The sequence below is a fragment of the Streptomyces sp. NBC_00358 genome (genome assembly GCF_036099295.1).
Classification (GTDB): domain Bacteria; phylum Actinomycetota; class Actinomycetes; order Streptomycetales; family Streptomycetaceae; genus Streptomyces.
Genome location: NZ_CP107976.1, coordinates 6,425,633 through 6,446,305, shown reverse-complemented (window position 1 = coordinate 6,446,305; position 20,673 = coordinate 6,425,633). Strand labels below are relative to the sequence as shown.

18 protein-coding genes are annotated in these 20,673 nt (G+C 69.8%); 6 read left to right on the top strand and 12 right to left on the bottom strand.

Going from position 1 to position 20,673, the window contains the following annotated elements:
* Nucleotides 1–127: 127 nt before the first annotated feature.
* Genes OHT01_RS27405 through OHT01_RS27395 form a run of 3 tightly spaced genes read right to left on the bottom strand, consistent with a single transcriptional unit; the run spans nucleotide 128 to nucleotide 4,670 of the window.
* Nucleotides 128–955, bottom strand: coding sequence for an HAD family hydrolase (locus tag OHT01_RS27405; protein WP_328555770.1), 828 nt, complete (start codon nucleotides 953–955; stop codon nucleotides 128–130).
* A complete protein-coding gene (locus OHT01_RS27400) occupies nucleotides 955–3,456 on the bottom strand; it encodes a phosphoribosyltransferase (protein ID WP_328555769.1) in 2,502 nt (833 codons plus the stop codon). The genes OHT01_RS27405 and OHT01_RS27400 overlap by 1 nt, the downstream gene beginning before the upstream one ends.
* A gap of 44 nt (nucleotides 3,457–3,500) precedes the next feature.
* Nucleotides 3,501–4,670, bottom strand: a complete 1,170-nt coding sequence (locus OHT01_RS27395) for an HpcH/HpaI aldolase/citrate lyase family protein (protein WP_328555768.1) — start codon at nucleotides 4,668–4,670, stop codon at nucleotides 3,501–3,503.
* Between the two features lie 180 nt (nucleotides 4,671–4,850).
* Here OHT01_RS27395 and OHT01_RS27390 point away from each other — a divergent pair, with 180 nt between their 5' ends.
* Nucleotides 4,851–5,762, top strand: coding sequence for a TerD family protein (locus OHT01_RS27390; protein ID WP_328555767.1), 912 nt, complete (start codon nucleotides 4,851–4,853; stop codon nucleotides 5,760–5,762).
* A 64-nt stretch (nucleotides 5,763–5,826) separates the two neighbouring features.
* Here the strand turns inward: OHT01_RS27390 and OHT01_RS27385 are convergent, their stop codons facing one another.
* The 6 genes from OHT01_RS27385 to OHT01_RS27360 form a co-directional block, all read right to left on the bottom strand.
* Nucleotides 5,827–6,564 carry a TerD family protein gene (locus OHT01_RS27385; protein ID WP_328555766.1) on the bottom strand — a complete coding sequence of 246 codons (738 nt, stop codon included), beginning with the start codon at nucleotides 6,562–6,564 and terminating at the stop codon, nucleotides 5,827–5,829.
* A 96-nt stretch (nucleotides 6,565–6,660) separates the two neighbouring features.
* Nucleotides 6,661–7,809 (bottom strand): DUF475 domain-containing protein, encoded by a 1,149-nt coding sequence (locus OHT01_RS27380; RefSeq protein ID WP_328555765.1) that lies wholly within the window; start codon nucleotides 7,807–7,809, stop codon nucleotides 6,661–6,663.
* A gap of 135 nt (nucleotides 7,810–7,944) precedes the next feature.
* Nucleotides 7,945–8,520, bottom strand: coding sequence for a TerD family protein (locus tag OHT01_RS27375; protein ID WP_328555764.1), 576 nt, complete (start codon nucleotides 8,518–8,520; stop codon nucleotides 7,945–7,947).
* 103 nt (nucleotides 8,521–8,623) lie between these two features.
* The gene (locus tag OHT01_RS27370) at nucleotides 8,624–9,199 is read right to left on the bottom strand and encodes a TerD family protein (RefSeq protein ID WP_328555763.1); all 576 of its coding nucleotides are present in this window, start codon (nucleotides 9,197–9,199) and stop codon (nucleotides 8,624–8,626) included.
* Nucleotides 9,200–9,312: 113 nt separating this feature from the next.
* Nucleotides 9,313–9,771, bottom strand: a complete 459-nt coding sequence (locus OHT01_RS27365; RefSeq protein ID WP_328555762.1) for a peroxiredoxin — start codon at nucleotides 9,769–9,771, stop codon at nucleotides 9,313–9,315.
* 183 nt (nucleotides 9,772–9,954) lie between these two features.
* A complete protein-coding gene (locus OHT01_RS27360) occupies nucleotides 9,955–10,383 on the bottom strand; it encodes a DUF3052 domain-containing protein (protein WP_037623441.1) in 429 nt (142 codons plus the stop codon).
* A gap of 466 nt (nucleotides 10,384–10,849) precedes the next feature.
* On the opposite strand from OHT01_RS27360, the gene aceE reads away from it, so the two are divergent.
* Together aceE and OHT01_RS27350 are read left to right on the top strand one after the other, a co-directional pair.
* Nucleotides 10,850–13,597, top strand: coding sequence for a pyruvate dehydrogenase (acetyl-transferring), homodimeric type (gene aceE / locus OHT01_RS27355; RefSeq protein ID WP_328555761.1), 2,748 nt, complete (start codon nucleotides 10,850–10,852; stop codon nucleotides 13,595–13,597).
* Between the two features lie 77 nt (nucleotides 13,598–13,674).
* Nucleotides 13,675–14,454 carry a potassium channel family protein gene (locus OHT01_RS27350; protein ID WP_328555760.1) on the top strand — a complete coding sequence of 260 codons (780 nt, stop codon included), beginning with the start codon at nucleotides 13,675–13,677 and terminating at the stop codon, nucleotides 14,452–14,454.
* 167 nt (nucleotides 14,455–14,621) lie between these two features.
* Here OHT01_RS27350 and OHT01_RS27345 read toward each other — a convergent pair whose 3' ends face one another.
* A complete protein-coding gene (locus OHT01_RS27345; RefSeq protein WP_328558286.1) occupies nucleotides 14,622–14,924 on the bottom strand; it encodes a small hydrophobic protein in 303 nt (100 codons plus the stop codon).
* Nucleotides 14,925–15,021: 97 nt separating this feature from the next.
* Nucleotides 15,022–16,644 (bottom strand): MFS transporter, encoded by a 1,623-nt coding sequence (locus tag OHT01_RS27340; protein WP_328555759.1) that lies wholly within the window; start codon nucleotides 16,642–16,644, stop codon nucleotides 15,022–15,024.
* Between the two features lie 121 nt (nucleotides 16,645–16,765).
* Between OHT01_RS27340 and OHT01_RS27335 the strand changes: the two genes are divergently transcribed.
* The 3 genes from OHT01_RS27335 (at nucleotide 16,766) to OHT01_RS27325 (ending at nucleotide 19,948) form a co-directional block, all read left to right on the top strand.
* A complete protein-coding gene (locus OHT01_RS27335) occupies nucleotides 16,766–17,455 on the top strand; it encodes a TetR family transcriptional regulator (RefSeq protein WP_328555758.1) in 690 nt (229 codons plus the stop codon).
* Between the two features lie 354 nt (nucleotides 17,456–17,809).
* Nucleotides 17,810–19,018: an alpha/beta hydrolase gene (locus tag OHT01_RS27330; protein WP_328555757.1), complete on the top strand. Its 1,209-nt coding sequence runs from the start codon at nucleotides 17,810–17,812 to the stop codon at nucleotides 19,016–19,018.
* A 66-nt stretch (nucleotides 19,019–19,084) separates the two neighbouring features.
* Complete coding sequence (locus OHT01_RS27325) at nucleotides 19,085–19,948, top strand: DUF4429 domain-containing protein (protein ID WP_328558285.1); 864 nt, start codon at nucleotides 19,085–19,087, stop codon at nucleotides 19,946–19,948.
* Between the two features lie 77 nt (nucleotides 19,949–20,025).
* On the opposite strand, the gene OHT01_RS27320 is transcribed toward OHT01_RS27325, so the two are convergent.
* Complete coding sequence (locus OHT01_RS27320; RefSeq protein WP_328555756.1) at nucleotides 20,026–20,505, bottom strand: MerR family transcriptional regulator; 480 nt, start codon at nucleotides 20,503–20,505, stop codon at nucleotides 20,026–20,028.
* Between the last annotated feature and the right edge of the window lie 168 nt (nucleotides 20,506–20,673).

Below are 20,673 nucleotides of genomic sequence, written 5' to 3'. Positions count from 1 at the left end.
GACACTCCCGATCCGGGCGCATCATGGGCGCAGGGCCGGTTGTCCGCCGACAAGGCCGCCGCGAAGTCGCGTTCGGCCTACCGGTCACCCAACTTCGCAGTGGGCGTAGGACGGTTCAGCGTGTCGCTCAGACCGGTCCCGCGCCGGCGCACGCGCCCAGGAACTCGCGCAGGATCCGCTCCCCCGCCGCGACACCCCGCTCCGGCAGCGCGGTGATCGCCGGCGCCGTCCAGTCGGCCTCGGCGAGTTCGCCGTGGCCCGGACGCCAGCCCCGGTCGGCGGCGAGCAACAGGTCGGCGTCGAGCAGCGAGTCCCCGGCGGCGAGCGTGAGGACGGCTCCGGTGCGGCGGGCGACCTCGCGCACGGCGGCGCTCTTGGTGAGCGGCTTGGGCACGGCGTAGATCTTGCGGCCCTGTAGCGAGACCGTCCAGCCGCGGTTCTCCGCCCACACGGCCAGGTCCTTGACCCACTGCTCGGGAAGCAGTTCCCGCTCCACCACCAGATAGGCGAACAGGTCCTCGGCGACCCGGTGTTTGCGCACCCAGTGCGGGTCCGCGGTGGCCTCCAGGTGCTCGCGCACCTCGTCGAGCGGCGCGCACTCGGAGGCGAGCCGCTCCTTCACGCCGGTGTGCCAGTCGGGGTCGGAGACGCCGTCGACCAGCAGGTGCCCGCCGTTGGCGCAGATCGCGTACTCGGGGGCCGGACCGGGCAGGTTGATGCGCTGGTACTGCTTGCGGGTACGGGTCGTGGTGGGCACGAAGTACGCGATGTCGCCGAGTTCGGTGAGCAGCCCGGCGGCCGTCTCCGTCAGATAGGACAGCGGCTTGGCCTCATGCACCTCGACGCAGAGCAGCCGGGGCGCCCGCGCGTCCGGCATGGTCAGCGCGAGCGCGGCCGAGGAGTAGATGAGCGTGCGGTCGAGGTCGCTGGCGACGAGCACCTTGGGCGTGGACATCAGAGCGCCACCGCCTTGCCGTCGGCGCCGGTCGCGCCACGCGTGTACTTCGGGTGGATCAACCCCACGCAGGTGTACGGGAGTTCCCCGACCTCCTCGACGGGTACCCCGCGCTGTTCGGCGAGCAGCCGGACGTGGTCGAGGTCGGCGCCCGCTCCGGCGCGCGCGAGGATCTTCCAGGGGACCCGGCGCAGCAGCACCCGGGTGGTCTCGCCGACGCCCGGCTTGACCAGGTTGACGTCGTGGATCCCGTACTCCTCGCTGATCCGCTCGACGGCCGCCCAGCCCTCCCAGGTGGGGGTGCGGTCGGCGGCGAGGAGTTCCTTCGCCCGGTCGCGGGCCGACTCGGCGACGTCGGGGAAGTGGGCGGCCACGGCGTCCAGGAACTCGACGGAGACATCGGCGCCGGCCAGCTCGCGGTAGAACTTCGCGCCGTGGAAGTCGTGTTCGCCGACCAGGTCGGAGCGCAGGACCGTGCGCGAGATCAGCCCGGATACGGTGGAGTTGAGGCAGGCGGAGGGGATGAGGAAGTCCTCGCGGGTGCCGTACGTGCGCACGCAGGAGCCCGGGTCGGCGAGCACCGCTATCTCCGGGTCGAAGCCAGTGATGCCTTCGGCTTCCTCGAACTCCTCGATGGCGTCGGCGAGTTCACGGGTGATGGCGCCCTTGCCGGTCCAGCCGTCGACGAAGACGACGTCGGCCGGGTCGTGGTGGGCGGCGAGCCAGCGCAGCGCGTTGGCGTCGATGCCGCGGCCGCGGACGATGGAGACGGCGTAGTGCGGCAGGTCGAGGCCGTGCTGGTGCTGGGCCCAGCGGCGCATCAGGACGCCGACGGGGGTTCCGGCGCGGGCCAGGGAGACCAGGACGGGGCGCGGCGACCGGTCGGCGAGGACGAGCTCGGTGACGGCGCCGACGGCTTCGGCGATCCGGGCGGCCGAGGTGGCGAGGGCGGCGCGGAAGAGCTGCTGGTACTCGGGGCTCGGCTGGTACTCGACCGGCAGCGACTCCGCGTAGTGGGCGCCGCCGCTCTGGATCGCCTCCTCGCGCTCCTCGGTCGGCGCCTCCAGCGTCACGTCCGACAGGTCCTGCAGCAGCCAGCCGACCTCGTCGGGGGCGTACGAGGAGAAGGCGGGGCCGCGGAGGGGCTCGGGCAGCATGAAGGGCCTTTCGGTGGACGGCCGTGCGGGGACGTACGAGGGGACGACGGCGAGCAGGACACGCGGGGTGTGCGCCGCCAGCCGGGCCAGCAGGCCGTCGGGCGCGTGCAGTTCGGGCGTGTCCGCGGCTGAGTCCAGTACCGCCACGACGGCGTCGAAGCCGGCTCCCGCGACGTTGTAGGCGTAGCGCTCGCCGGGGCCGTCGTCCGGGTCGTCGTGGGCCGGGAAGGCGATACGGCTGCGGATGGCGTAGCCGGGGTCGTCGAGGGCGAGCACCGGGGACCGGGTCGTCGTGGAGAAGCGCACCTCGGCGGACACCCGCTGCTCCAGCTCGTGGGCCAGCCGGAGCGGGACGTACATCAGTTCCTCGAAGCCGAGCACCAGGACGCGGCGCGCGCCCTCGGGAAGGGCGTCGGCGAGCCGCGCCGCCATGGCGGGCAGGGCACCCTCCAGGCGTATTCGGTGTCCGGGCGTGAACCCGTGCCGTCCGCCGTCCGGGAGACCGCGGGGCCAGCCGAGCTCGACGCGGACGGCCCGGCCCGGGTCCGCGGGGGCCTGGGCGGGGGCGTCGGGGGCCGTCGGTTCGTGCCGGGCGACCAGGGCGGTCCCCTTCGCCAGGACGTCCTCGGGCAGGCGCACCGTGCCGGACGCGGCCGCGACCAGGTCCACGCGGGCGCCGATCTCCCCGGCGAACTTCTCGAAGCGCGCGTGGTCGGCCTCCGACCGCATGTCGACCAGCGCGACGACGACGTACCGCTCGCGCGGGTAGCGCCCGTGCAGGTCGCGGATCGTGTTCAGGACGGTGTTGCCGGTGGAGAACTCGTCGTCGACGAGGATCAGCGGGCCGGAGCCCGCCAGCAGCCCCGGGTCCTCGGGGAGCAGGAGATGCGAGGTGGCGTGCGAGTGGGACTCCTCGAAGCCGCCCGCCGGCCGGACCCCTCGGACCGGGCGGCGGGTGGAATGGAGGTAGGGCGCGACGCCGACCCCGTCCGCGACCGAGTGGCCGAGCCCGGTGGCCGTCTCGGCGTAGCCGAGGACCACGGCCGCGCGGGCCTCGTCGGTGCCCAGCAGCTCGCGCACCCGCCGGCCGAGCTCGACGCCGTACCCGTGGACGACGGCCGGGGACTGCGGCACGTGCTTGCCCAGGACGTTCGAGACGAGCAGGTGGGCCCGCTTGGGGTTGCGCCGCAGCGCGAGCCCCAGCAGGCCGCTGAGCCCGTCGTCGCCGACGAGCTCGACACCGAGCCGCTCGGCGACCCAGGTCCCGGACCACACCGCGTCATCCGCGGTGTCCGGGTCCTTCACGTCGTCGGGGTGGTTCGGGTCGTGCGCTGGGTTGTTCATCGGTTCCTTGCTGTCGGGGTTGCGCGTCGCTCGGCCGGACCGGCTCACGCCGGGAGTCCGGCGGTGAGCAGCTCGACGAAGCCGATGTCCTCGTGGGCGACCCCGAAGACCTCGGCGCGCAGCAGGGTGCGCTCGGCCCAGGCGCGATGCGGCTTCACCTCGTTCATTTTGTTCGTGTACGCCGATCTCAGTACACCCCCGCCGCCGCGCTCCGGCCTGAGGATGTCCTGGGCGTCACTGAATTCCTCGTGGCTGACCACGGACAGTGCGTGCACGGGCAGTACGTGCGAGGGGTGGATGCAGGTCTTGCCCATCAGACCGTTGGCCTGGTCGAGGGTGATCTCGCGCAGCAGCCCGTCCATGGCGTGCTCGATCAGCGTCTCGCGCAGTTCCTCCGCCTGTCCTTCCAGGAAGGGGCTGCGGCGCAGCTGCGGCTTGAACATGCGCTCCTGGACCCGGAAGTACTCCCAGACCGGCCCGGTGACGGTGAAGCCGGTGCCGTCGGCGCGTCCCAGCATGTTCACCACGTCGGCGATCACGGAGGCGACCACCTGGACGTCGTAGGCCGTCATGTCGGGGGCCCGGCGCAGCGCGTACGAGGAGCAGAAGTCCGTCACGCCGAGGCGCAGCGCGAGCACCCGGTCGCGGTACTTGTCGACGGCGCGGGAGATGCCCTCCAGGGTCTCCACGCGTGACTCGCGGTAGAGCAGCTCGGGCGACTCCAGGACCGGCATCGCGAAGAGCCGTCGGCCGCTCGCCGCCTCGGCGACCGCGAGGGCCTCCAGGAACGGGGTACCTCGCTCCTCGGTGAACTTGGGCATCACGAATCCGGACAGCAGCCGGACGGCGGGGCCGAGGCGCCGCACGAGGTCGGGGATCTGCTCGGGGAAGCGGACCCGCACGAACAGCAGGGGCAGCTCACCGGTGTCCGGGCGGGCCGCGAGGTCGGTGAACTGGCGGACCAGGTTCTCCTCGGCGCCCACGACCTCGGAGTCGTCGATCGAATCCTCGAGACACAGCACCATCGAGACCACGCCGCGCGTAGTCTGCTTGACGATGTCGTCGGCCAGTGTCGGGCGGGTCGCCGGACTGTAGAGCGTCGCCCCGAGGGCCGCGGCGAGGATTCTGGCCGGAGAGTCGGACGTGAAGACGCCCGGCTCCCGGTGGAAGAGGCGTTGCCGCTCTTCCGGGGTGACGTGACCGAAATGACGCATGGGACTCCCCCGCGGCGGCTAGATGGCCAAATGTGATGTGGCCGGTAATAGTACGTACGGTTCCGTGTCAGAGATTCCCACCGGGCGTGAAGTTCAGGTAACTCCGCCATGTCCAACACCGACCGGTTGCGGAACGACCCCACATTGTCGTGACCAGGACCGACAGGGCAGGATGACCGCATGACGCACGCGATGCTGAAAGGGTCGAACGTCCCGCTGGACGCCACAGCGGTGCGCGCCGTCCTGCGCTGGACGCCCGGTCAGGGTGTCCCCGATGTCGATGCCTCCGCGCTGCTCCTCGGCCCCGACGGTCGTGTGCGATCCGACGAGGACTTCGTCTTCTACAACCAGCCCCGCCATCCGTCCGGCAAGGTGTGGCGGCTCGGCAAGAAGCGGGGCGCCGAGGGCCTCACCGACACCATCCAGACAGATCTGACGGGTGTCGAGTCCGGTGTCGGACAGATTCTGCTGGTCGCATCGGCGGATGACGTCACCTTCGATCGCGTACGTGATCTGCGCATTCTGCTGTACGACGCGGCCCTCGCGGACGGTGAACCGCTGGCGTACTTCGACATCAAGCCGGAGACGGGTGCGGAGACCGCGCTGATCTGCGGCGAACTGTACCGGCGCGGTGAGGGATGGAAGTTCCGGGCGCTCGGCGAGGGCTACTCCAACGGTCTGGTGGGGCTCGCGACCGACTTCGGGATCTCGGTGGACGAGGCCGAGGCCGCCGCGATGCCCGCGGCTGGATCCGCGCCGGAGCCGAGTGCCTGGGCGGCACCCGCCACGGCTCCGGAGACCTCGCTGCCGCTGCCGCCCGAGCATTCCGCCCCGGCTCCGCAGCAGCCGGCCCCGGTCCCGCAGCAGCCCGCGTACGGCTATCCACAGCCCGCCGCGGCGGGCTCGACCGCGCCGGCGTACGGCTATCCCCAGCCGGCCGGTCCCCAGGCCGACCCGTCCGCCTACGGCTATCCGCAGCCCCAGACAGCGCCGGCCACCCAGCCCGCGTACGGCTTCCCGCAGGCGGTCGGCGCGGGGCCGGACCCCGACTTCAGGCTTCCGCCGCAGGGGCCGCAGTTCATCGGCCGCTGAGGCGGCCGATGTAGCTGAGGCGACTGAGGCCAAGTGCGGGTCGGCCGCCGGGCCCGTCCCGGCGTCAACGGTCGACCTTCGACTTGTACCCGCGGCCCCACTGGAGCCCCCAGCCGTAGAGGCGGTCGAGTTCGGCCTGGAAGCCGTACACGAACCTCACCTCGCGGCGTACGGTCACCACGCCCTTGTTGAACTCGATCATGACGACGGCGCAGGAGCGGGCCTGCGGATGGCGTTCCTCCAGGCCGATCTCGATGCGCGGGCCGTTGCTCGGGTACAGCGTGATGATCGCGTGCGTACGGTCGAAGGCCGGGGTCTGGTCGTAGATGTAGACGAAGACCAGCAGCCGCTTGATGTCGTCGCGGTGGTCGAGGTTGACGAAGGCCGTCTCGCCCGAGCCCGAACCGAAACGGTCGTCGCCGCTGAGCTTGACGTACGGCGGCGCGTTGAGTTCGCCGAAGAAGCTGCCGAGCGGCTGGACGACGCCCTTGGAGCCGTCGGCCAGCTCGTACATGACGCCGAGGTCGAGGTCGACGTTGACCATGCTCTGGGTGTGCGCCTGGACCACTTCGGGCTTGAAGGTGCGGAACGGATGGCGCAGCAGGCTGCCCCGCTGCGGCCCGCCGATGTCGGAGGTGCGCATCCGCCAGGACAGGTTGATGCGCAGATTGCCGGTGGCCGCGCCCTGTTTGGTGAGCGAGACCGTGTGGTTGCGCTTGGTCAGTTCGATGGAGTTGGACGCCGCGCTGCCGGAATCGAAGTCCGCCGAGCGCCCGCGCCACAGGTCCTGCCAGATGCCCATTCCGCCCCCCACGTCTCTCGGTATGCGGCGGGGCGGCCTTCGAGGACTCGTCCTCGAAGGCCGCCCCGCTCAGAGCGTTCCTCCGCCGAAGGGGTGTCACACCCCGGACGAGACCTCAGCCTTCTCGTCCGAGGTCGGGCCTTTTCCCTCGGCCTCGGCGATGGCCTTGTTGCGGCGCACGGAGGACCAGAAGGACAGGGCGATCAGGACGACGCCGACCAGGCCGGTGATGACCTCGTTGATCTCGTACTGGATGGTCACGAGGAGGATCATGGCCAGAGCGCCGATCGCGTAGTGCGCGCCGTGCTCCAGGTAGACGTAGTCGTCGAGGGTGCCCTGGCGGACCAGGTAGACCGTGAGCGAGCGGACGTACATGGCGCCGATGCCGAGACCGAGCGCCATCAGCACGATGTCGTTGGTGATGGCGAAGGCGCCGATGACGCCGTCGAAGGAGAACGAGGCGTCCAGCACTTCCAGGTAGAGGAACATGAAGAACGCGGCCTGGCCGGCGAGGACGACGGCGGGCTTCTTCTTCCCGCTCCGCTCGGCCTCCTCCTCGGCCTCGTGTTCGCGCTCCTCGTCCTCTTCGAGCTTGTCCTCGAAGTAGCCGGAGAGCCCGCCGACGATCATGTACGTGATCAGGCCCGCGATGCCGGAGACCAGCACCGTCTGCGCCTTGTCGACGTGTCCGCCGCCGTGCTGGTGGGCGTGGACCGCGAAGGTCATGGAGCTGATCAGCAGGACGATCAGGGCGATGCAGACCGACAGCATGTCGACCTTGCCGAGCTTGGCCAGCGGGCGCTCGATCCAGCGCAGCCACTGGATGTCCCGGTCCTCGAAGATGAAGTCGAGGAAGATCATCAGCAGGAACATGCCGCCGAAGGCCGCGATCGACGGGTGGGCGTCGGTCACCAGCTGCTGGTACTTGTCCTTGTCGTTCAGCGCCAGGTCGACCGCGTCGATCGGGCCGATCTTGGCGCTGATGGCGACGATCACGACGGGGAAGACCAGGCGCATGCCGAAGACGGCGATCAGGACACCGACCGTGAGGAAGATCTTCTGCCAGAAGGCGTTCATCTTCTTCAGGATTCCGGCGTTGACCACCGCGTTGTCGAAGGACAGCGAGATCTCCAGGACGGCCAGGATCGCCACGATGCCGAAGGCGGTCCACCCCCCGTAGACGGCCGCTGCGACCAGGCCGAGCGCGGTAATCGCGAACGACCAGCCGAAGGTTTTCAGAAGCACTGGCTACCCAATCATCGTGTGGTGGGGGCACCCCCAAGCGTTGGCTTGGGGGAGGGCCGCCCCCGCGCCGTACTCGGCTTTACCTACTGTTGACCACGAAGTCTAAGGGGCCGCCTTCGGCTGACGCAGGTGGGCCTAGGAAACGTTGACGCCGAAGTCGAGCGCGATGCCCCGCAGTCCCGACGCGTACCCCTGACCGACCGCGCGGAACTTCCACTCGCTGTTGTAGCGGTAGACCTCTCCGAAGATCATCGCCGTCTCGGTGGAGGCGTCCTCCGAGAGGTCGTAGCGGGCGAGTTCCTGGCCGTCGGCCTGGTTGACGACCCGGATGAAGGCGTTGCTGACCTGGCCGAAGGTCTGGCCGCGATTGTCCGCGTCATGGATGGAGACCGGGAAGACGATCTTGTCGACGTTGGCCGGGACCTTGGCGAGGTCGATCAGGATCGACTCGTCGTCACCCTCGCCCTCACCCGTGAGGTTGTCGCCGGTGTGTTCGACCGAGCCGTCCGGGCTCTTGAGCTGGTTGTAGAAGATGAACCACTCGTCCCCGAGCACCCGGCCGCCGCTGCACAGCAGGGCGCTGGCGTCGAGGTCGAAGTCGGCTCCGGTGGTGGAGCGCGCGTCCCAGCCGAGCCCGATCATCACCTGTGTGAGGTTCGGTGCGGCCTTCGAGAGGGAGACATTGCCCCCCTTGGCGAGCGTGACGCCCATGATGCTGGTCCTCCCCGAGGTTCGATCTTCACTTGGTACGGCGGATCCGGTGCCGCACCGAGGCGGTGCGGCACCGGACCAAAATGCCCGAGGGCCCTGTGGCTCAGACGTTGACGCCGAAGTCCTGCGCGATGCCGCGCAGGCCCGAGGCGTAGCCCTGGCCGATGGCGCGGAACTTCCACTCGGCGCCGTTGCGGTAGAGCTCGCCGAAGACCATCGCGGTCTCCGTCGAGGCGTCCTCGGAGAGGTCGTAGCGCGCGATCTCCGCCTCGCCGGCCTGGTTCACCACGCGGATGTAGGCGTTGCGGACCTGGCCGAAGGACTGCTGGCGGTTCTCGGCGTCGTAGATCGAGACCGGGAACACGATCTTCTGGATGTCGGCCGGAACGGTGGCGAGGTTGACCTTGATCTGCTCGTCGTCGCCCTCGCCCTCGCCCGTGGTGTTGTCACCGGTGTGCTCCACCGAGCCGTCCGGGCTCTTCAGGTTGTTGAAGAACACGAAGTTCTGGTCGGTGCTGACCTTGCCGTCCGTGTTCGTGAGGATGGCGCTGGCGTCGAGGTCGAAGTCCACGCCGGTGGTGGTCCGGGCGTCCCATCCCAGGCCGACGATGACCGCGGTCAGTCCCGGGGCCTCCTTCGACAGCGATACGTTGCCGCCCTTGCTGAGGCTGACTCCCACGAGTCCTCCCAATGGTGTTCAGGGGCGGGGAGCCCCGTAGGTGCGTTGGTATCGGATCAACGGTTCGATCCTAGTGACGGGTTCCCGTGCCCCGCAGGGCCGGAACCGAAGAATCACAGGGTGTCGAGGGCCTTGACGTACTCGTTCAGGTCACGCGCGTCCGGCAGCGCGTTGACGACGGTCCAGCGGACGACGCCCTCCTTGTCGATGATGAACGTGCCGCGCACGGCGCAGCCCTTGTCCTCGTCGAAGACGCCGTAGGCGCGCGAAATGTTGCCGTGCGGCCAGAAGTCGGAGAGCAGCGGGTACTCCAGGCCCTCCTGCTCGGCGAAGACGCGCAGGGTGTGGATGGAGTCGTTGGAGACCGCGAGGAGCTGGGTGTCACGGTCGGCGAACTGCGGCAGGTTGTCGCGCAGGGAGCACAGCTCGCCGGTGCACACGCCGGTGAAAGCGAAGGGGTAGAAGAGCAGGACCACGTTCTTCTCGCCACGGAAGTCGGACAGTCGCACGGTCGCGCCGTGGTTGTCCTTCAGTTCGAAGTCCGGGGCCTTGGTGCCGACCTCGATGGCCATAGTCACTCGCTTCCCTTCCAAAGGTCTGTTCGGGTGACGACCAGCGTACGCAGTGATCGACTCCCGGCCGCGGCGCGACCCCCGCCGGGTCTCCCGGGCCGGTTCGCGGGCATGCGTGAGGCCCCCGCCGAGGTGGCTCGGCGGGGGCCTCACGGATGCTCTGCTTGCAGACGGGCCTGCAGCTCAGCGCTTCGACTTGGGGGTGGCCAGGCGGGTGCCAGACCATTCCTTGCCGACGGAGATGCTCTTCGTCTGGGAGAGGCCGGCTGTCTGTGCGGCATCACTGATGTCGCTGGGCTCGACGTAACCGTCCCTGCCGGTCTTCGGGGTCAGCAGCCAGATGTTGCCGCCGTCCTCGAGGAAACCGATGACGTCCACCAGTGCGTCCGTGAGATCGCCGTCCTCGTCCCGGAACCACAACAGCACCACGTCAGCGACGTCGTCGTAGTCCTCGTCGACCAGATCCTGGCCGATCAGCGATTCGATGCCTTCACGGAGCTCGTGGTCAACGTCGTCGTCGAAGCCGATCTCCTGGACCACCTGTCCGGGCTCGAACCCCAGCCTGGCGGCCGGGTTGGTCCGCTCCTCCGCGTGGTCCGCGGTCGCGCTCACGGCTTGCCTCCTGATCATGTTTCGGAATTGGGGTCTCCCCCCGCTCGTCCAGAGTCGGGGGAGTCTCAGCCACGCGCGTGCGCGAAGCGTTGGCCGTAGTCCACACGGGCGGAGCGGATCGCGCAAGTACCCGGCCGTCGAGACCGCCGAAACGGTGACGATCCTGGCAGTGCCGACGCAACTCCCGGCGGGCCATCGTGACGCCACGTGACGGGCACCACACCTTTCTGCCCCATTTGTTCCCTTCGGAACCCTTGGAGCGTACGAGAGCCGAACGGCTTTGCGGAACGCGTCACGCCCTGAGCGTATCGTTACGTTTTGGTCGGGCCCGTCCCAACGGTCTGCACGGACGTCTCGGTTACCCCCTGGTAGAGATGACGTACGCGTTCCCGAGGTACACGATGGGCATCGGTGCAGATGCAGGGAAAACCCACCGTAGACAGCCCTCCGACAGCGAAGGAACAGCGTGGCTTCCGGATCCGATCGCAACCCGATCATCATTGGCGGCCTTCCCAGCCAGGTCCCGGACTTCGACCCTGAGGAGACTCAGGAGTGGCTCGACTCCCTCGACGCCGCCGTCGACCAGCGCGGCCGCGAGCGGGCCCGCTATCTGATGCTTCGGCTCATCGAGCGGGCGCGCGAGAAGCGCGTGGCCGTGCCCGAGATGCGCAGCACTGACTACGTGAACACGATCGCGACCAGGGACGAGCCGTTCTTCCCCGGCAACGAGGAGATCGAGCGCAAGGTCCTCAACGCGACCCGCTGGAACGCCGCCGTGATGGTCTCCAGGGCGCAGCGCCCCGGCATCGGCGTGGGCGGCCACATCGCGACCTTCGCCTCCTCCGCCTCCCTGTACGACGTCGGCTTCAACCACTTCTTCCGCGGCAAGGACGAGGGCGACGGCGGCGACCAGATCTTCTTCCAGGGGCACGCCTCGCCGGGCATCTACGCCCGCGCGTTCCTCCTCGACCGGCTCTCCGAGCAGCAGCTCGACGCGTTCCGCCAGGAGAAGTCGAAGGCGCCCCACGGCCTGTCCTCGTACCCGCACCCGCGGCTGATGCCGGACTTCTGGGAGTTCCCGACCGTGTCGATGGGCCTCGGCCCGCTCGGCGCGATCTTCCAGGCGCGGATGAACCGCTACATGCAGGCGCGCGACATCGCGGACACCTCCAAGTCACACGTCTGGGCGTTCCTCGGCGACGGCGAGATGGACGAGCCGGAGTCGCTCGGCCAGTTGTCGATCGCCGCGCGCGAGGGCCTGGACAACCTGACCTTCGTCGTGAACTGCAACCTCCAGCGGCTCGACGGCCCGGTACGCGGCAACGGCAAGATCATCCAGGAGCTGGAGTCGCAGTTCCGGGGCGCCGGCTGGAACGTCATCAAGCTGGTCTGGGACCGCACCTGGGACCCGCTGCTCGCCCAGGACCGCGACGGCGTACTGGTCAACCGGCTGAACACCACGCCGGACGGCCAGTTCCAGACGTACGCCACGGAGACGGGCGCCTACATCCGCCAGCACTTCTTCGGCGACGACCACCGGCTGCGCGCGATGGTCGAGGGCATGAGCGACGACCAGATCCTGCACCTGGGGCGCGGCGGTCACGACCACAAGAAGATCTACGCGGCGTTCTCGGCGGCCAAGGAGCACAAGGGCCAGCCGACGGTGATCCTGGCGCAGACGGTCAAGGGCTGGACGCTCGGCCCGAACTTCGAGGGCCGCAACGCCACGCACCAGATGAAGAAGCTGACGGTCGCCGACCTCAAGGGCTTCCGCGACCGGCTGCACCTGCCGATCTCCGACCGGGAACTGGAGGACGGCGCGCCGCCGTACTACCACCCGGGCCGGAACTCGGAGGAGATCCAGTACATGCACGACCGCCGCAAGTCGCTCGGCGGGTACGTCCCGACGCGCGTCGTGCGGTCGAAGCCGCTGGTCCTGCCCGAGGACAAGACGTACGCGAGCGTGAAGAAGGGCTCGGGCCAGCAGTCCATCGCGACGACCATGGCCTTTGTGCGACTGCTCAAGGACCTCATGCGGGACAAGGAGATCGGCAAGCGGTTCGTGCTGATCGCGCCCGACGAGTACCGCACCTTCGGCATGGACTCGTTCTTCCCGAGTGCGAAGATCTACAACCCGCTCGGCCAGCAGTACGAGTCGGTGGACCGCGAACTGCTGCTCGCCTACAAGGAGTCGCCGACCGGCCAGATGCTGCACGACGGCATCTCGGAGGCCGGCTGCACCGCCTCGCTGATCGCCGCGGGTTCGGCGTACGCCACACACGGCGAGCCGCTCATCCCGGTCTACGTCTTCTACTCGATGTTCGGTTTCCAGCGCACGGGTGACCAGTTCTGGCAGATGGCGGACCAGCTTGCGCGCGGTTTCGTCCTGGGCGCGACCGCCGGACGTACGACGCTGACCGGTGAGGGGCTCCAGCACGCGGACGGCCACTCGCAGCTGCTCGCCTCGACGAACCCGGGCTGTGTGGCCTACGACCCGGCGTTCGGCTTCGAGATCGCGCACATCGTCCAGGACGGTCTGCGCCGCATGTACGGCTCGTCCGAGGAACACCCGCACGGCGAGGACGTCTTCTACTACCTCACCGTCTACAACGAGCCGCTCCAGCACCCGTCCGAGCCGGAGAACGTGGACGCCGAGGGCATCCTCAAGGGCCTCCACCGCTTCAGCGAGGGCACCTCGGGCAGCATCCCCGCGCAGATCATGGCCTCCGGAGTCGCGGTCCCGTGGGCGCTGGAAGCCCAGCGGATCCTCTCCGAGGAGTGGAACGTCAGGGCCGACGTCTGGTCGGCGACGTCCTGGAACGAGCTGCGGCGCGAGGCCGTCGACGTGGAGCGGCACAATCTGCTGCACCCCGAGGAGGAGCAGCGCGTCCCCTATGTGACGCGGAAACTGTCCGCCGCCCAGGGTCCCTTCGTGGCCGTCTCCGACTGGATGCGATCGGTTCCCGACCAGATCGCGCGGTGGGTGCCGGGCACCTACCAGTCCCTCGGCGCTGACGGCTTCGGCTTCGCGGACACGCGCGGCGCGGCGCGGCGCTTCTTCCACATCGACGCGCAGTCGATCGTGGTCGCCGTGCTGACCGAGCTGGCCCGTGAGGGCAAGGTGGACCGGTCGGTGCTGAAGCAGGCGGTCGACCGCTATCAGCTGCTCGACGTGACGGCGGCCGACCCGGGCGCGGCGGGCGGCGACGCGTAGCCGTCCTTACGGCGGAGCGGGGGCGGCGGGCCGTGGGCCCGCCGCCCCTCCCTCTTTTTCTTTCTACGATGCGGGACATGAGGGAAGAATCGGCACAGGCCCGTTGGGAGCTGCACACCCAGCGGCCCCTGCTCGTCCTCGCGGTGGCGTTCGCCCTCGGGTACGCCGTGCCGATCGTGGACAGCGATGCCGGCCCTTCGGTGACGTTCACCTGCACGGTGGTGGAGTGGGTGGTCTGGGGGGCGTTCGCCACGGACTATCTCGTGCGGCTCGCGCTCGCCCGGCGGCGGCGGGCCTTCGTCCGCGACCACTGGCTGGACCTGTGTGCCGTCATCCTGCCGATCCTGCAGCCGCTGCGGCTGCTGCGGCTCGTCGCCACGCTGACGCTGGTGGGGCGGCGCGCCCGGATGGCCTCGCAGATCCGGCTGACGACGTACGTCGGGGGCGCGGTCATCGGCCTGCTGATGTTCGGTTCGCTCGCCGTGCTGTCGGTGGAGCGGGACTCGCCGAACGGGAACATCAAGACGCTGGGTGACGCGGTGTGGTGGTCGTTCACGACGATGACGACCGTCGGGTACGGCGATCACGCCCCGACGACGGGGATGGGCCGGGTCCTCGCGGTCGGGCTGATGCTCTCCGGGATCGCCCTTCTCGGCGTGGTCACCGCGAACATCGCCGCCTGGTTCATCTCCCGGTTCGAGAAGGACGACGTGGAGGAGCGGCGGCAGACCGCGGCGATCGAGGCGCTCACGGCGGAGGTACGGGCGCTGCGGGCGGAGGTCGCCGCGCTGACCGGCGGCCCGGGAGTCCTGCCGCGTCCCCTGTCCGCCGGGTCGGAGGAGCACTCCCCCACCTGAAGCTGCGGGCATGCGTGCCGCCCGGGGTGGCACGGGCGGGCACGGCGGCACCTCGTGGGCGCCGAGCCGAGCCGTTCCAGCCCGGGACGGCGGGATGGGACGGACCCGAGTGCCGGGAACCCTGTGTCGCGTGGGCTCCCGGCACGGGTGTCCGTGGCCGGCCGGGGTCAGAGCAGGCCGGGGCCTGTTCCGCCGGCCAGCCAGATGACCGCCAGGAGTGTGTCGATCGCTCCCAGCACCAGGGCTATCAGCGCCGGCACCGGCCCCGAGCCGGTCCAGCGGCGGCCCATCGCGAGCCAGCCGCAGACCATCGCGGCCGGCCCGAGGACGATCCCCAGCGTGAAGAACCCGGCCACCGCGCACACGGTGCCGATGATCCCCAGGGTCGCGCTGTCCGGCCCGGTCCGTGATCCTGTGCGGCCACGTGAACGGGGGTACCTGCGCGTACCGTTTCCGAAGCCCGCCATCATCATCTCCTGAACTCCCGTGACCTCGCGGTCGGTTCGGGTCGATGAGTCGGGTACCCCCGTTCCACGCGACCAGGCCTGCCGGTGCGCGGCCCGTCCGTCAGATGTGTCCGGCGCCCGCTCCCGCGGCCTCCGCGTTCTCGCCGCGCTTGGTGAGCAGCGCGACGAAGACGGCCACCACGGCGACTACGGCGGCGACGAGGCACGCGAGGCTCATCCCGGAGATGAAGGTCTCGTGGGCGACATCGGTGATCTGCGCCGCGATGGCGGCCGGAGTGTCCTTGGTGACCGGCGCGACGCCGACCCTGACCGCCTCGGAGGCCTGGTCGAGCTGGGCCGGGGTGAGCGGCGGCAGCTTGGCGTCCGTCCAGTTGCCCGGGAGGTCGCTGTCGACCTTGGAGGCCATCACGGCGCCCAGGACGGCCGTGCCGAGGCTTCCGCCGACCTGCATCGCGGCCTGCTGGAGACCGCCGGCGACACCGGAGAGCTCCATCGGGGCGTTGCCCACGATGACCTCGGTGGCTCCGACCATGACCGGCGCGAGGCCGAAGCCGAGCAGGGCGAACCAGATGGACATCAGGCCGCTGGAGGTGTCGGCCTCCAGCGTCGACATGCCGTACATGGCGATCGCGGTGGCCGCCATGCCGCTCGCGAGCGGGATGCGCGGGCCGAGCTTGGTGATGGCCAGACCCGCGAGCGGGGAGCCGACGATCATCATGCCGGTGAGCGGCAGCAGGTGCAGGCCCGCGTCGACCGGGCTCATGCCGTGCACGTTCTGGAGGTAGAACGTCACGAAGAACAGGCCGCCCATGAACGCGATGGCCATGAGCACCATCAGCACCACGCCCGCCGAGAGCGGGACGGAGCGGAAGAGGGCGAGCGGGATCAGCGGTTCCTTCACGCGCGTCTCCCAGAAGGAGAACAGCGCGAAGCCCAGGACCGACAGCCCCAGGAAGATCCAGGTCTTGCCGTCGCCCCAGCCCCAGGCCGGGGCCTTGATGAGCGCCCAGACCAGGCAGAACATCGCGCCGGACAGCAGCACGATGCCGAGGATGTCGAAGGAGCGCGGGGCGTTCTCGGCGCGGTGGTCGAGCAGGATCAGCAGGCCCAGCACGAGGGCGATCAGGCCGACCGGCACGTTGATGAAGAACACCGACTGCCAGCTCACGTGCTGGACGAGCAGACCGCCGAGGATCGGGCCGCCCGCGGTGGAGGCGCCGATGACCATGCCCCAGATGCCGATCGCCATGTTCAGCTTCTCGGCCGGGAAGGTCGCGCGGAGCAGGCCGAGCGCGGCCGGCATGAGCAGCGCGCCGAACAGGCCCTGGAAGACGCGGAAGGTGACCACGAAGGCGATGCTGTGCGACAGGCCGATGGCGCCGGACGCGGCGGCGAAGCCGGTCACGCCGATCAGGAAGGTCTGCCGGTGGCCGAAGCGGTCCCCGAGCTTGCCCGCGGTGATGAGGGAGACCGCCAGGGCGAGGAAGTAGCCGTTGGTGATCCACTGGACGTCGGCGAAGGTCGCGCCGAGGTCCTTCTGGATGGCGGGGTTGGCGATGGCCACGATGGTGCCGTCCAGGGCCACCATCATGACCCCGACGGCCACGGTGATGAGGGTGAACCACGGATGGCCGCGCAGGCCCGTGGACGGAGCCCGGTCCAACGGGGAGACCGGAGTCTTGTCCCCCGGGCCCGTCTTGTCGATGGTGGTCTGACTAGTCATTTTTCGAGGCTAGTGACAGCCGCTGACAATTGACAAACCGATTCACAAGTCGGTAACTGTCACGTCACTCACAGATAGGCTGAACAGGGCGAACAGTTCGGACAGGAGAGATCGCGACACCATGACGGACACGGTCGACACGGCGGAGACGGACGGCGCGGCGGACCCGGCGGCGCCACGCCCCGGGCTGCGGGAGCGCAAGAAGCAGCGCACCCGGGACGCGCTGCTGCGGGCCGCCCTCGAACTGTTCACCACCCAGGGTTACGAGCGGACGACCGTCGACGAGATCGCCGAGGCCGTCGACGTCTCCCAGCGCACCTTCTTCCGCTACTTCGCCGGCAAGGAGGACGCCGCCCTGTTCCTGCAGCGGCTCACCGAGTCGCACTTCATCGCCGCGGTGCGTGAACGGCCGCTCCACGAGGCCCCGTTGGAGGCGCTGCGCCGGGCGGTCCTGGAGAGCTGGGACACCATCGGCGAGGCGATCGAGGCCGTCGTGCCGATCGAACTGCACATGCGGACCTATCAGTTGATCGAGTCGACACCCGCGCTGCTCGCCGTCCACCTGCGCCGGTCGGAGGAGATCGAGGAGGAGATCGCACGGCTGATCGCGGAGCGTGAGGGCCTCGACGTGGACACGGACCCGCGCCCCCGCATCGCGGTCGCGGTGTTCGGCGGGGTGATGCGGGTGACGGGCCGGCTGTGGGGGGCGGGCGAGGACACCAGCGTCGAGGCGATCCGTGAGCTGACGGCCGCCTATCTCGACCATCTGGGGCCCGCGTTGGCGGAGAAGTGGGGCACCGCGCCGCGGTGACGTTCCGGTGACGACAGCCCGACGCCGCGTGCCGTCACCCCGGGGAGTTCCGGCGTGACGCCCCGTGAAGCCCGCCGCGCGAAATCCCGGCGCCGGTCCGTATACGGAACCCCGCACGGGCACGCGCTCGTTGTACGGGTGACACCCCCGCGAGTGCTCCCGCGAGAGCCCCGCGGAATCGCAACACCCCGACGCGGAGCGTCACATATCGCACACGCATCGCAGAGATGTACGTACAGAGTGTCACTATTTATCTCAAACTGAACCCGGTTTGCCCCAATCACCCCATCAGAAACGTGATCCCAGTCACTCGTTTAACGGGAGGCTCCTCACTTCTCCTAGGGTGTCCTCTCAGTGACTTCCTTCGACACACCCCCCCAACTCAGCGTCTGGCGCGCACTGCTCGCACTGGCCGTGGTGTTCGTGATGCTGGCCACCAGTGGCTGGACCGCGCTCCACAGCCACCGGGCAGCCTCTCCGCTCCAGGCGTCCCGCTCCGCGTGGGAGCACGGCAGCATCGCCGGGCACGGACTGCCGGACCCGGACTCCGCCGCGGACGAGCTGGCCCGGTTCTTCACCACGCTCGACGCCCAGCAGCGTTCCGGGCTCGCCCACCGCTACCCGCTCGCGGTCGGCAACATGAACGGGGCGCCCGTCACCCTGCGCTACGCGGCGAACCGTCTCGCGCTGAAGCACGAGCGCGTGGTCGAGCACAAGCGCATGCACGACAGCCAGCTGTCCTCGCTCGGCCAGCAGGACGCGGGCCGCCGGATGCACCGCTACGAGGCGCTGCTGCACAAGGGCCGCAAGATCCTCGCCTTCGACCCGAACGGTTCGGGACGGGTCGCCGAGGTCTTCGGTGACCTCGACAAGGCCCGCCGCGTCTCGGTCGTGGTGCCCGGTGTCGACACCGACCTGCTCACCTTCCAGCGCACGTACAAGCAGTACTCGGCGCCGGTCGGCATGGCGGGCTCGCTGTACCGGGCGGAGCGCGCGGCGGACCCGGCCACGCGTACGGCCGTGATCGCGTGGGCCGACTACACGGCGCCCAACGGGCTCGGCATCGACGCGGCCACCGCCATGCGCGCCGAGGAAGGCGCGGTACGGCTGAACGCGCTGGTGCGGGCACTGCCGGGGAGTGCGGAGGTGGCGCTGTACTGCCACAGCTACGGCTCGGTGCTGTGCGGGGTGGCCGCCTCCTCGCTGCCCTCCCGGGTGTCGGACATAGCGGTCGCGGGCAGCCCCGGCATGCGGGCGTCGAAGGCCGCGAACCTGCACACCGCCGCCCGGGTCTGGGCGATGCGCGACGCCGACGACTGGATCCAGGACGTGCCGCACCTGGAGGTCGGAGGCCTCGGGCACGGCGCGGACCCGGTGTCGAAGGGGTTCGGGGCGCGCCTGCTGTCCGCGGACGGGGCGAAGGGGCACGCCGGTTACTTCGAGCCGGGTACGGAGAGTCTCCGCAACTTCGCGGAGATCGGGATCGGCGCGTACCGCGCGGTCCGATGTGCGCACGATGATGACGTATGCCGGACGGGTTTGTCCGCCGGTGTATCGGCCTGACGCGCGTAGAGGACGAAAAACTGCGGTCCGCCCAGAGAGGCGACGGAGGCTTGCGTGCCGCATACGATGGCCCGCATGGGTGACGTACTGGCCGGATTTCATGCCGCCTGGGAGTTCGAGTCCGACTCCGTGCTCATCCGCTTCGAACGGGGGATCCGCACGCCGAAGCTCTTCCAGGCGCTCGGCGAACGCCGTATCCCCCTGGAGGCGATCGCGGCGGTGACGCTGACGCCCGGGAAGCGAGGCACGGTCGTTCTGCGTGCGGTGCCGAGACCGGGCGCCGATCCGCTGATGGAGGCGGCCGCGGGACAGCTCAAGGAGGGGTGCGACCCCTATCGCCTGGTGCTGCCCGCGGAGCGCGAGACGCTCGCCGAGTACTACGCGGACGAGCTGCGTGAACAGCTCACCACGGACGACGAGCCCGCCGAGCGCTATCTCGTGCGGCCGCCCGAGGGTCCGCTGCACTTCAAGGCCTACGACGGGAAGGCCTCCTTCGACGGGAAGGCGGTGTCCTTCCGGTGGTTCTGGACGGGCGCGTCCTCGGCGAAGTGGAAGGCCGGCGACCAGACCTTCCCGGTCTCCGCCCTGTGCGGCGTGGAATGGCGCTCCCCTGAGGTGTTCGAGGGCCATCTGCGTCTGCTGCGGCGGGAGCCCGCCGCGGCCCAGCCCGCCCAGGCGGACCAGGACCCGGCGGCGGTCGTCTTCGGGCTCGGGTACGGGCCGGTGCACGAGTCGCTGCCGTTCGCGGCGGCCGTGCTCGCCGCCACGCGCTCCGCGAGCCCGGCGCCGGTGGCCGCCTCCTCCGTGCCGCACCGGGATCCGGCCGACATCGCCGACCGGATCCGGCATCTCGGGGAGCTGCACGAGGCGGGTCTCGTCACGGACGAGGAGTTCTCGGTCAAGAAGGCGGAGCTGCTCGCCCAGCTTTAGTGGGCGGGGCGGGCCAGGCCTCGGCCGGGCGGTGGCGCGTGCCGCCCCCGCCCGGCCGGGAATCGCGTCGGATGCTGTCAGGCCCTCTCGGAGGCGAGGGCCCGGCCCGCGTCGCCGTAGAAACTGATCTTCCGGTCGAGCACGGCGAGGGTGTCCTGGAGCTCCGCGATCCGGGCCTGGACGTCCCGCCGGGTCGCCTCCAGGAGTTCGTAGCGCTCCAGGTAGGTGTGGTCGCCCGCGCGCACCATCTCCGCGTAGCGGACCATGTCGGCGACCGACATCCCGGTGAGCCGGAGCTTGCCGACGAGACCGAGCCAGTCCAGGTCGCGGTTGCTGTAGCGGCGCTGGCCGGTGTGCGAGCGGTCGATGTGCGGCATCAGCCCGATGCGCTCGTACCAGCGCAGGGTGTGCGCGCTGAGGCCGGTGAAGGCGACGACCTCGCTGATCGTGTAGTTGTCCTGGCCGTCCGGGCGCCGCTCCCGCTCGGGAGGACCGGCACAGATGTCCGTCCCGGTGCCGGTCCCGGTGGCCTCGGCTGTGGTCTCCATCACCGTCATGGCCCCACGCTAAAACCCTGGAGTGCACTCCAAGCAAGCCGAATCCGCCGAAAATGCCAGGACGTGGCCGGGAAGCGGTGGCTCGCGGGCGGATCACCCGAGGACTCCGGCGCGGTCCTCGTGGTCCTCACCCTCGCCGGACCCTCGGTGCGGCCGGACGCGAGAGCC

Excerpts from the sequence above, each read along its gene's own strand:
- OHT01_RS27405 (WP_328555770.1), bottom strand. The coding sequence starts at position 955 with ATGTCCACGCCCAAGGTGCTCGTCGCCAGCGACCTCGACCGCACGCTC.
- OHT01_RS27400 (WP_328555769.1), bottom strand. The coding sequence starts at position 3,456 with ATGAACAACCCAGCGCACGACCCGAACCACCCCGACGACGTGAAGGAC.
- OHT01_RS27395 (WP_328555768.1), bottom strand. The coding sequence starts at position 4,670 with ATGCGTCATTTCGGTCACGTCACCCCGGAAGAGCGGCAACGCCTCTTC.
- OHT01_RS27390 (WP_328555767.1), top strand. The coding sequence starts at position 4,851 with ATGACGCACGCGATGCTGAAAGGGTCGAACGTCCCGCTGGACGCCACA.
- OHT01_RS27385 (WP_328555766.1), bottom strand. The coding sequence starts at position 6,564 with ATGGGCATCTGGCAGGACCTGTGGCGCGGGCGCTCGGCGGACTTCGAT.
- OHT01_RS27375 (WP_328555764.1), bottom strand. The coding sequence starts at position 8,520 with ATGGGCGTCACGCTCGCCAAGGGGGGCAATGTCTCCCTCTCGAAGGCC.
- OHT01_RS27365 (WP_328555762.1), bottom strand. The coding sequence starts at position 9,771 with ATGGCCATCGAGGTCGGCACCAAGGCCCCGGACTTCGAACTGAAGGAC.
- OHT01_RS27350 (WP_328555760.1), top strand. The coding sequence starts at position 13,675 with ATGAGGGAAGAATCGGCACAGGCCCGTTGGGAGCTGCACACCCAGCGG.
- OHT01_RS27345 (WP_328558286.1), bottom strand. The coding sequence starts at position 14,924 with ATGATGGCGGGCTTCGGAAACGGTACGCGCAGGTACCCCCGTTCACGT.
- OHT01_RS27340 (WP_328555759.1), bottom strand. The coding sequence starts at position 16,644 with ATGACTAGTCAGACCACCATCGACAAGACGGGCCCGGGGGACAAGACT.
- OHT01_RS27335 (WP_328555758.1), top strand. The coding sequence starts at position 16,766 with ATGACGGACACGGTCGACACGGCGGAGACGGACGGCGCGGCGGACCCG.
- OHT01_RS27325 (WP_328558285.1), top strand. The coding sequence starts at position 19,085 with ATGGCCCGCATGGGTGACGTACTGGCCGGATTTCATGCCGCCTGGGAG.
- OHT01_RS27320 (WP_328555756.1), bottom strand. The coding sequence starts at position 20,505 with ATGACGGTGATGGAGACCACAGCCGAGGCCACCGGGACCGGCACCGGG.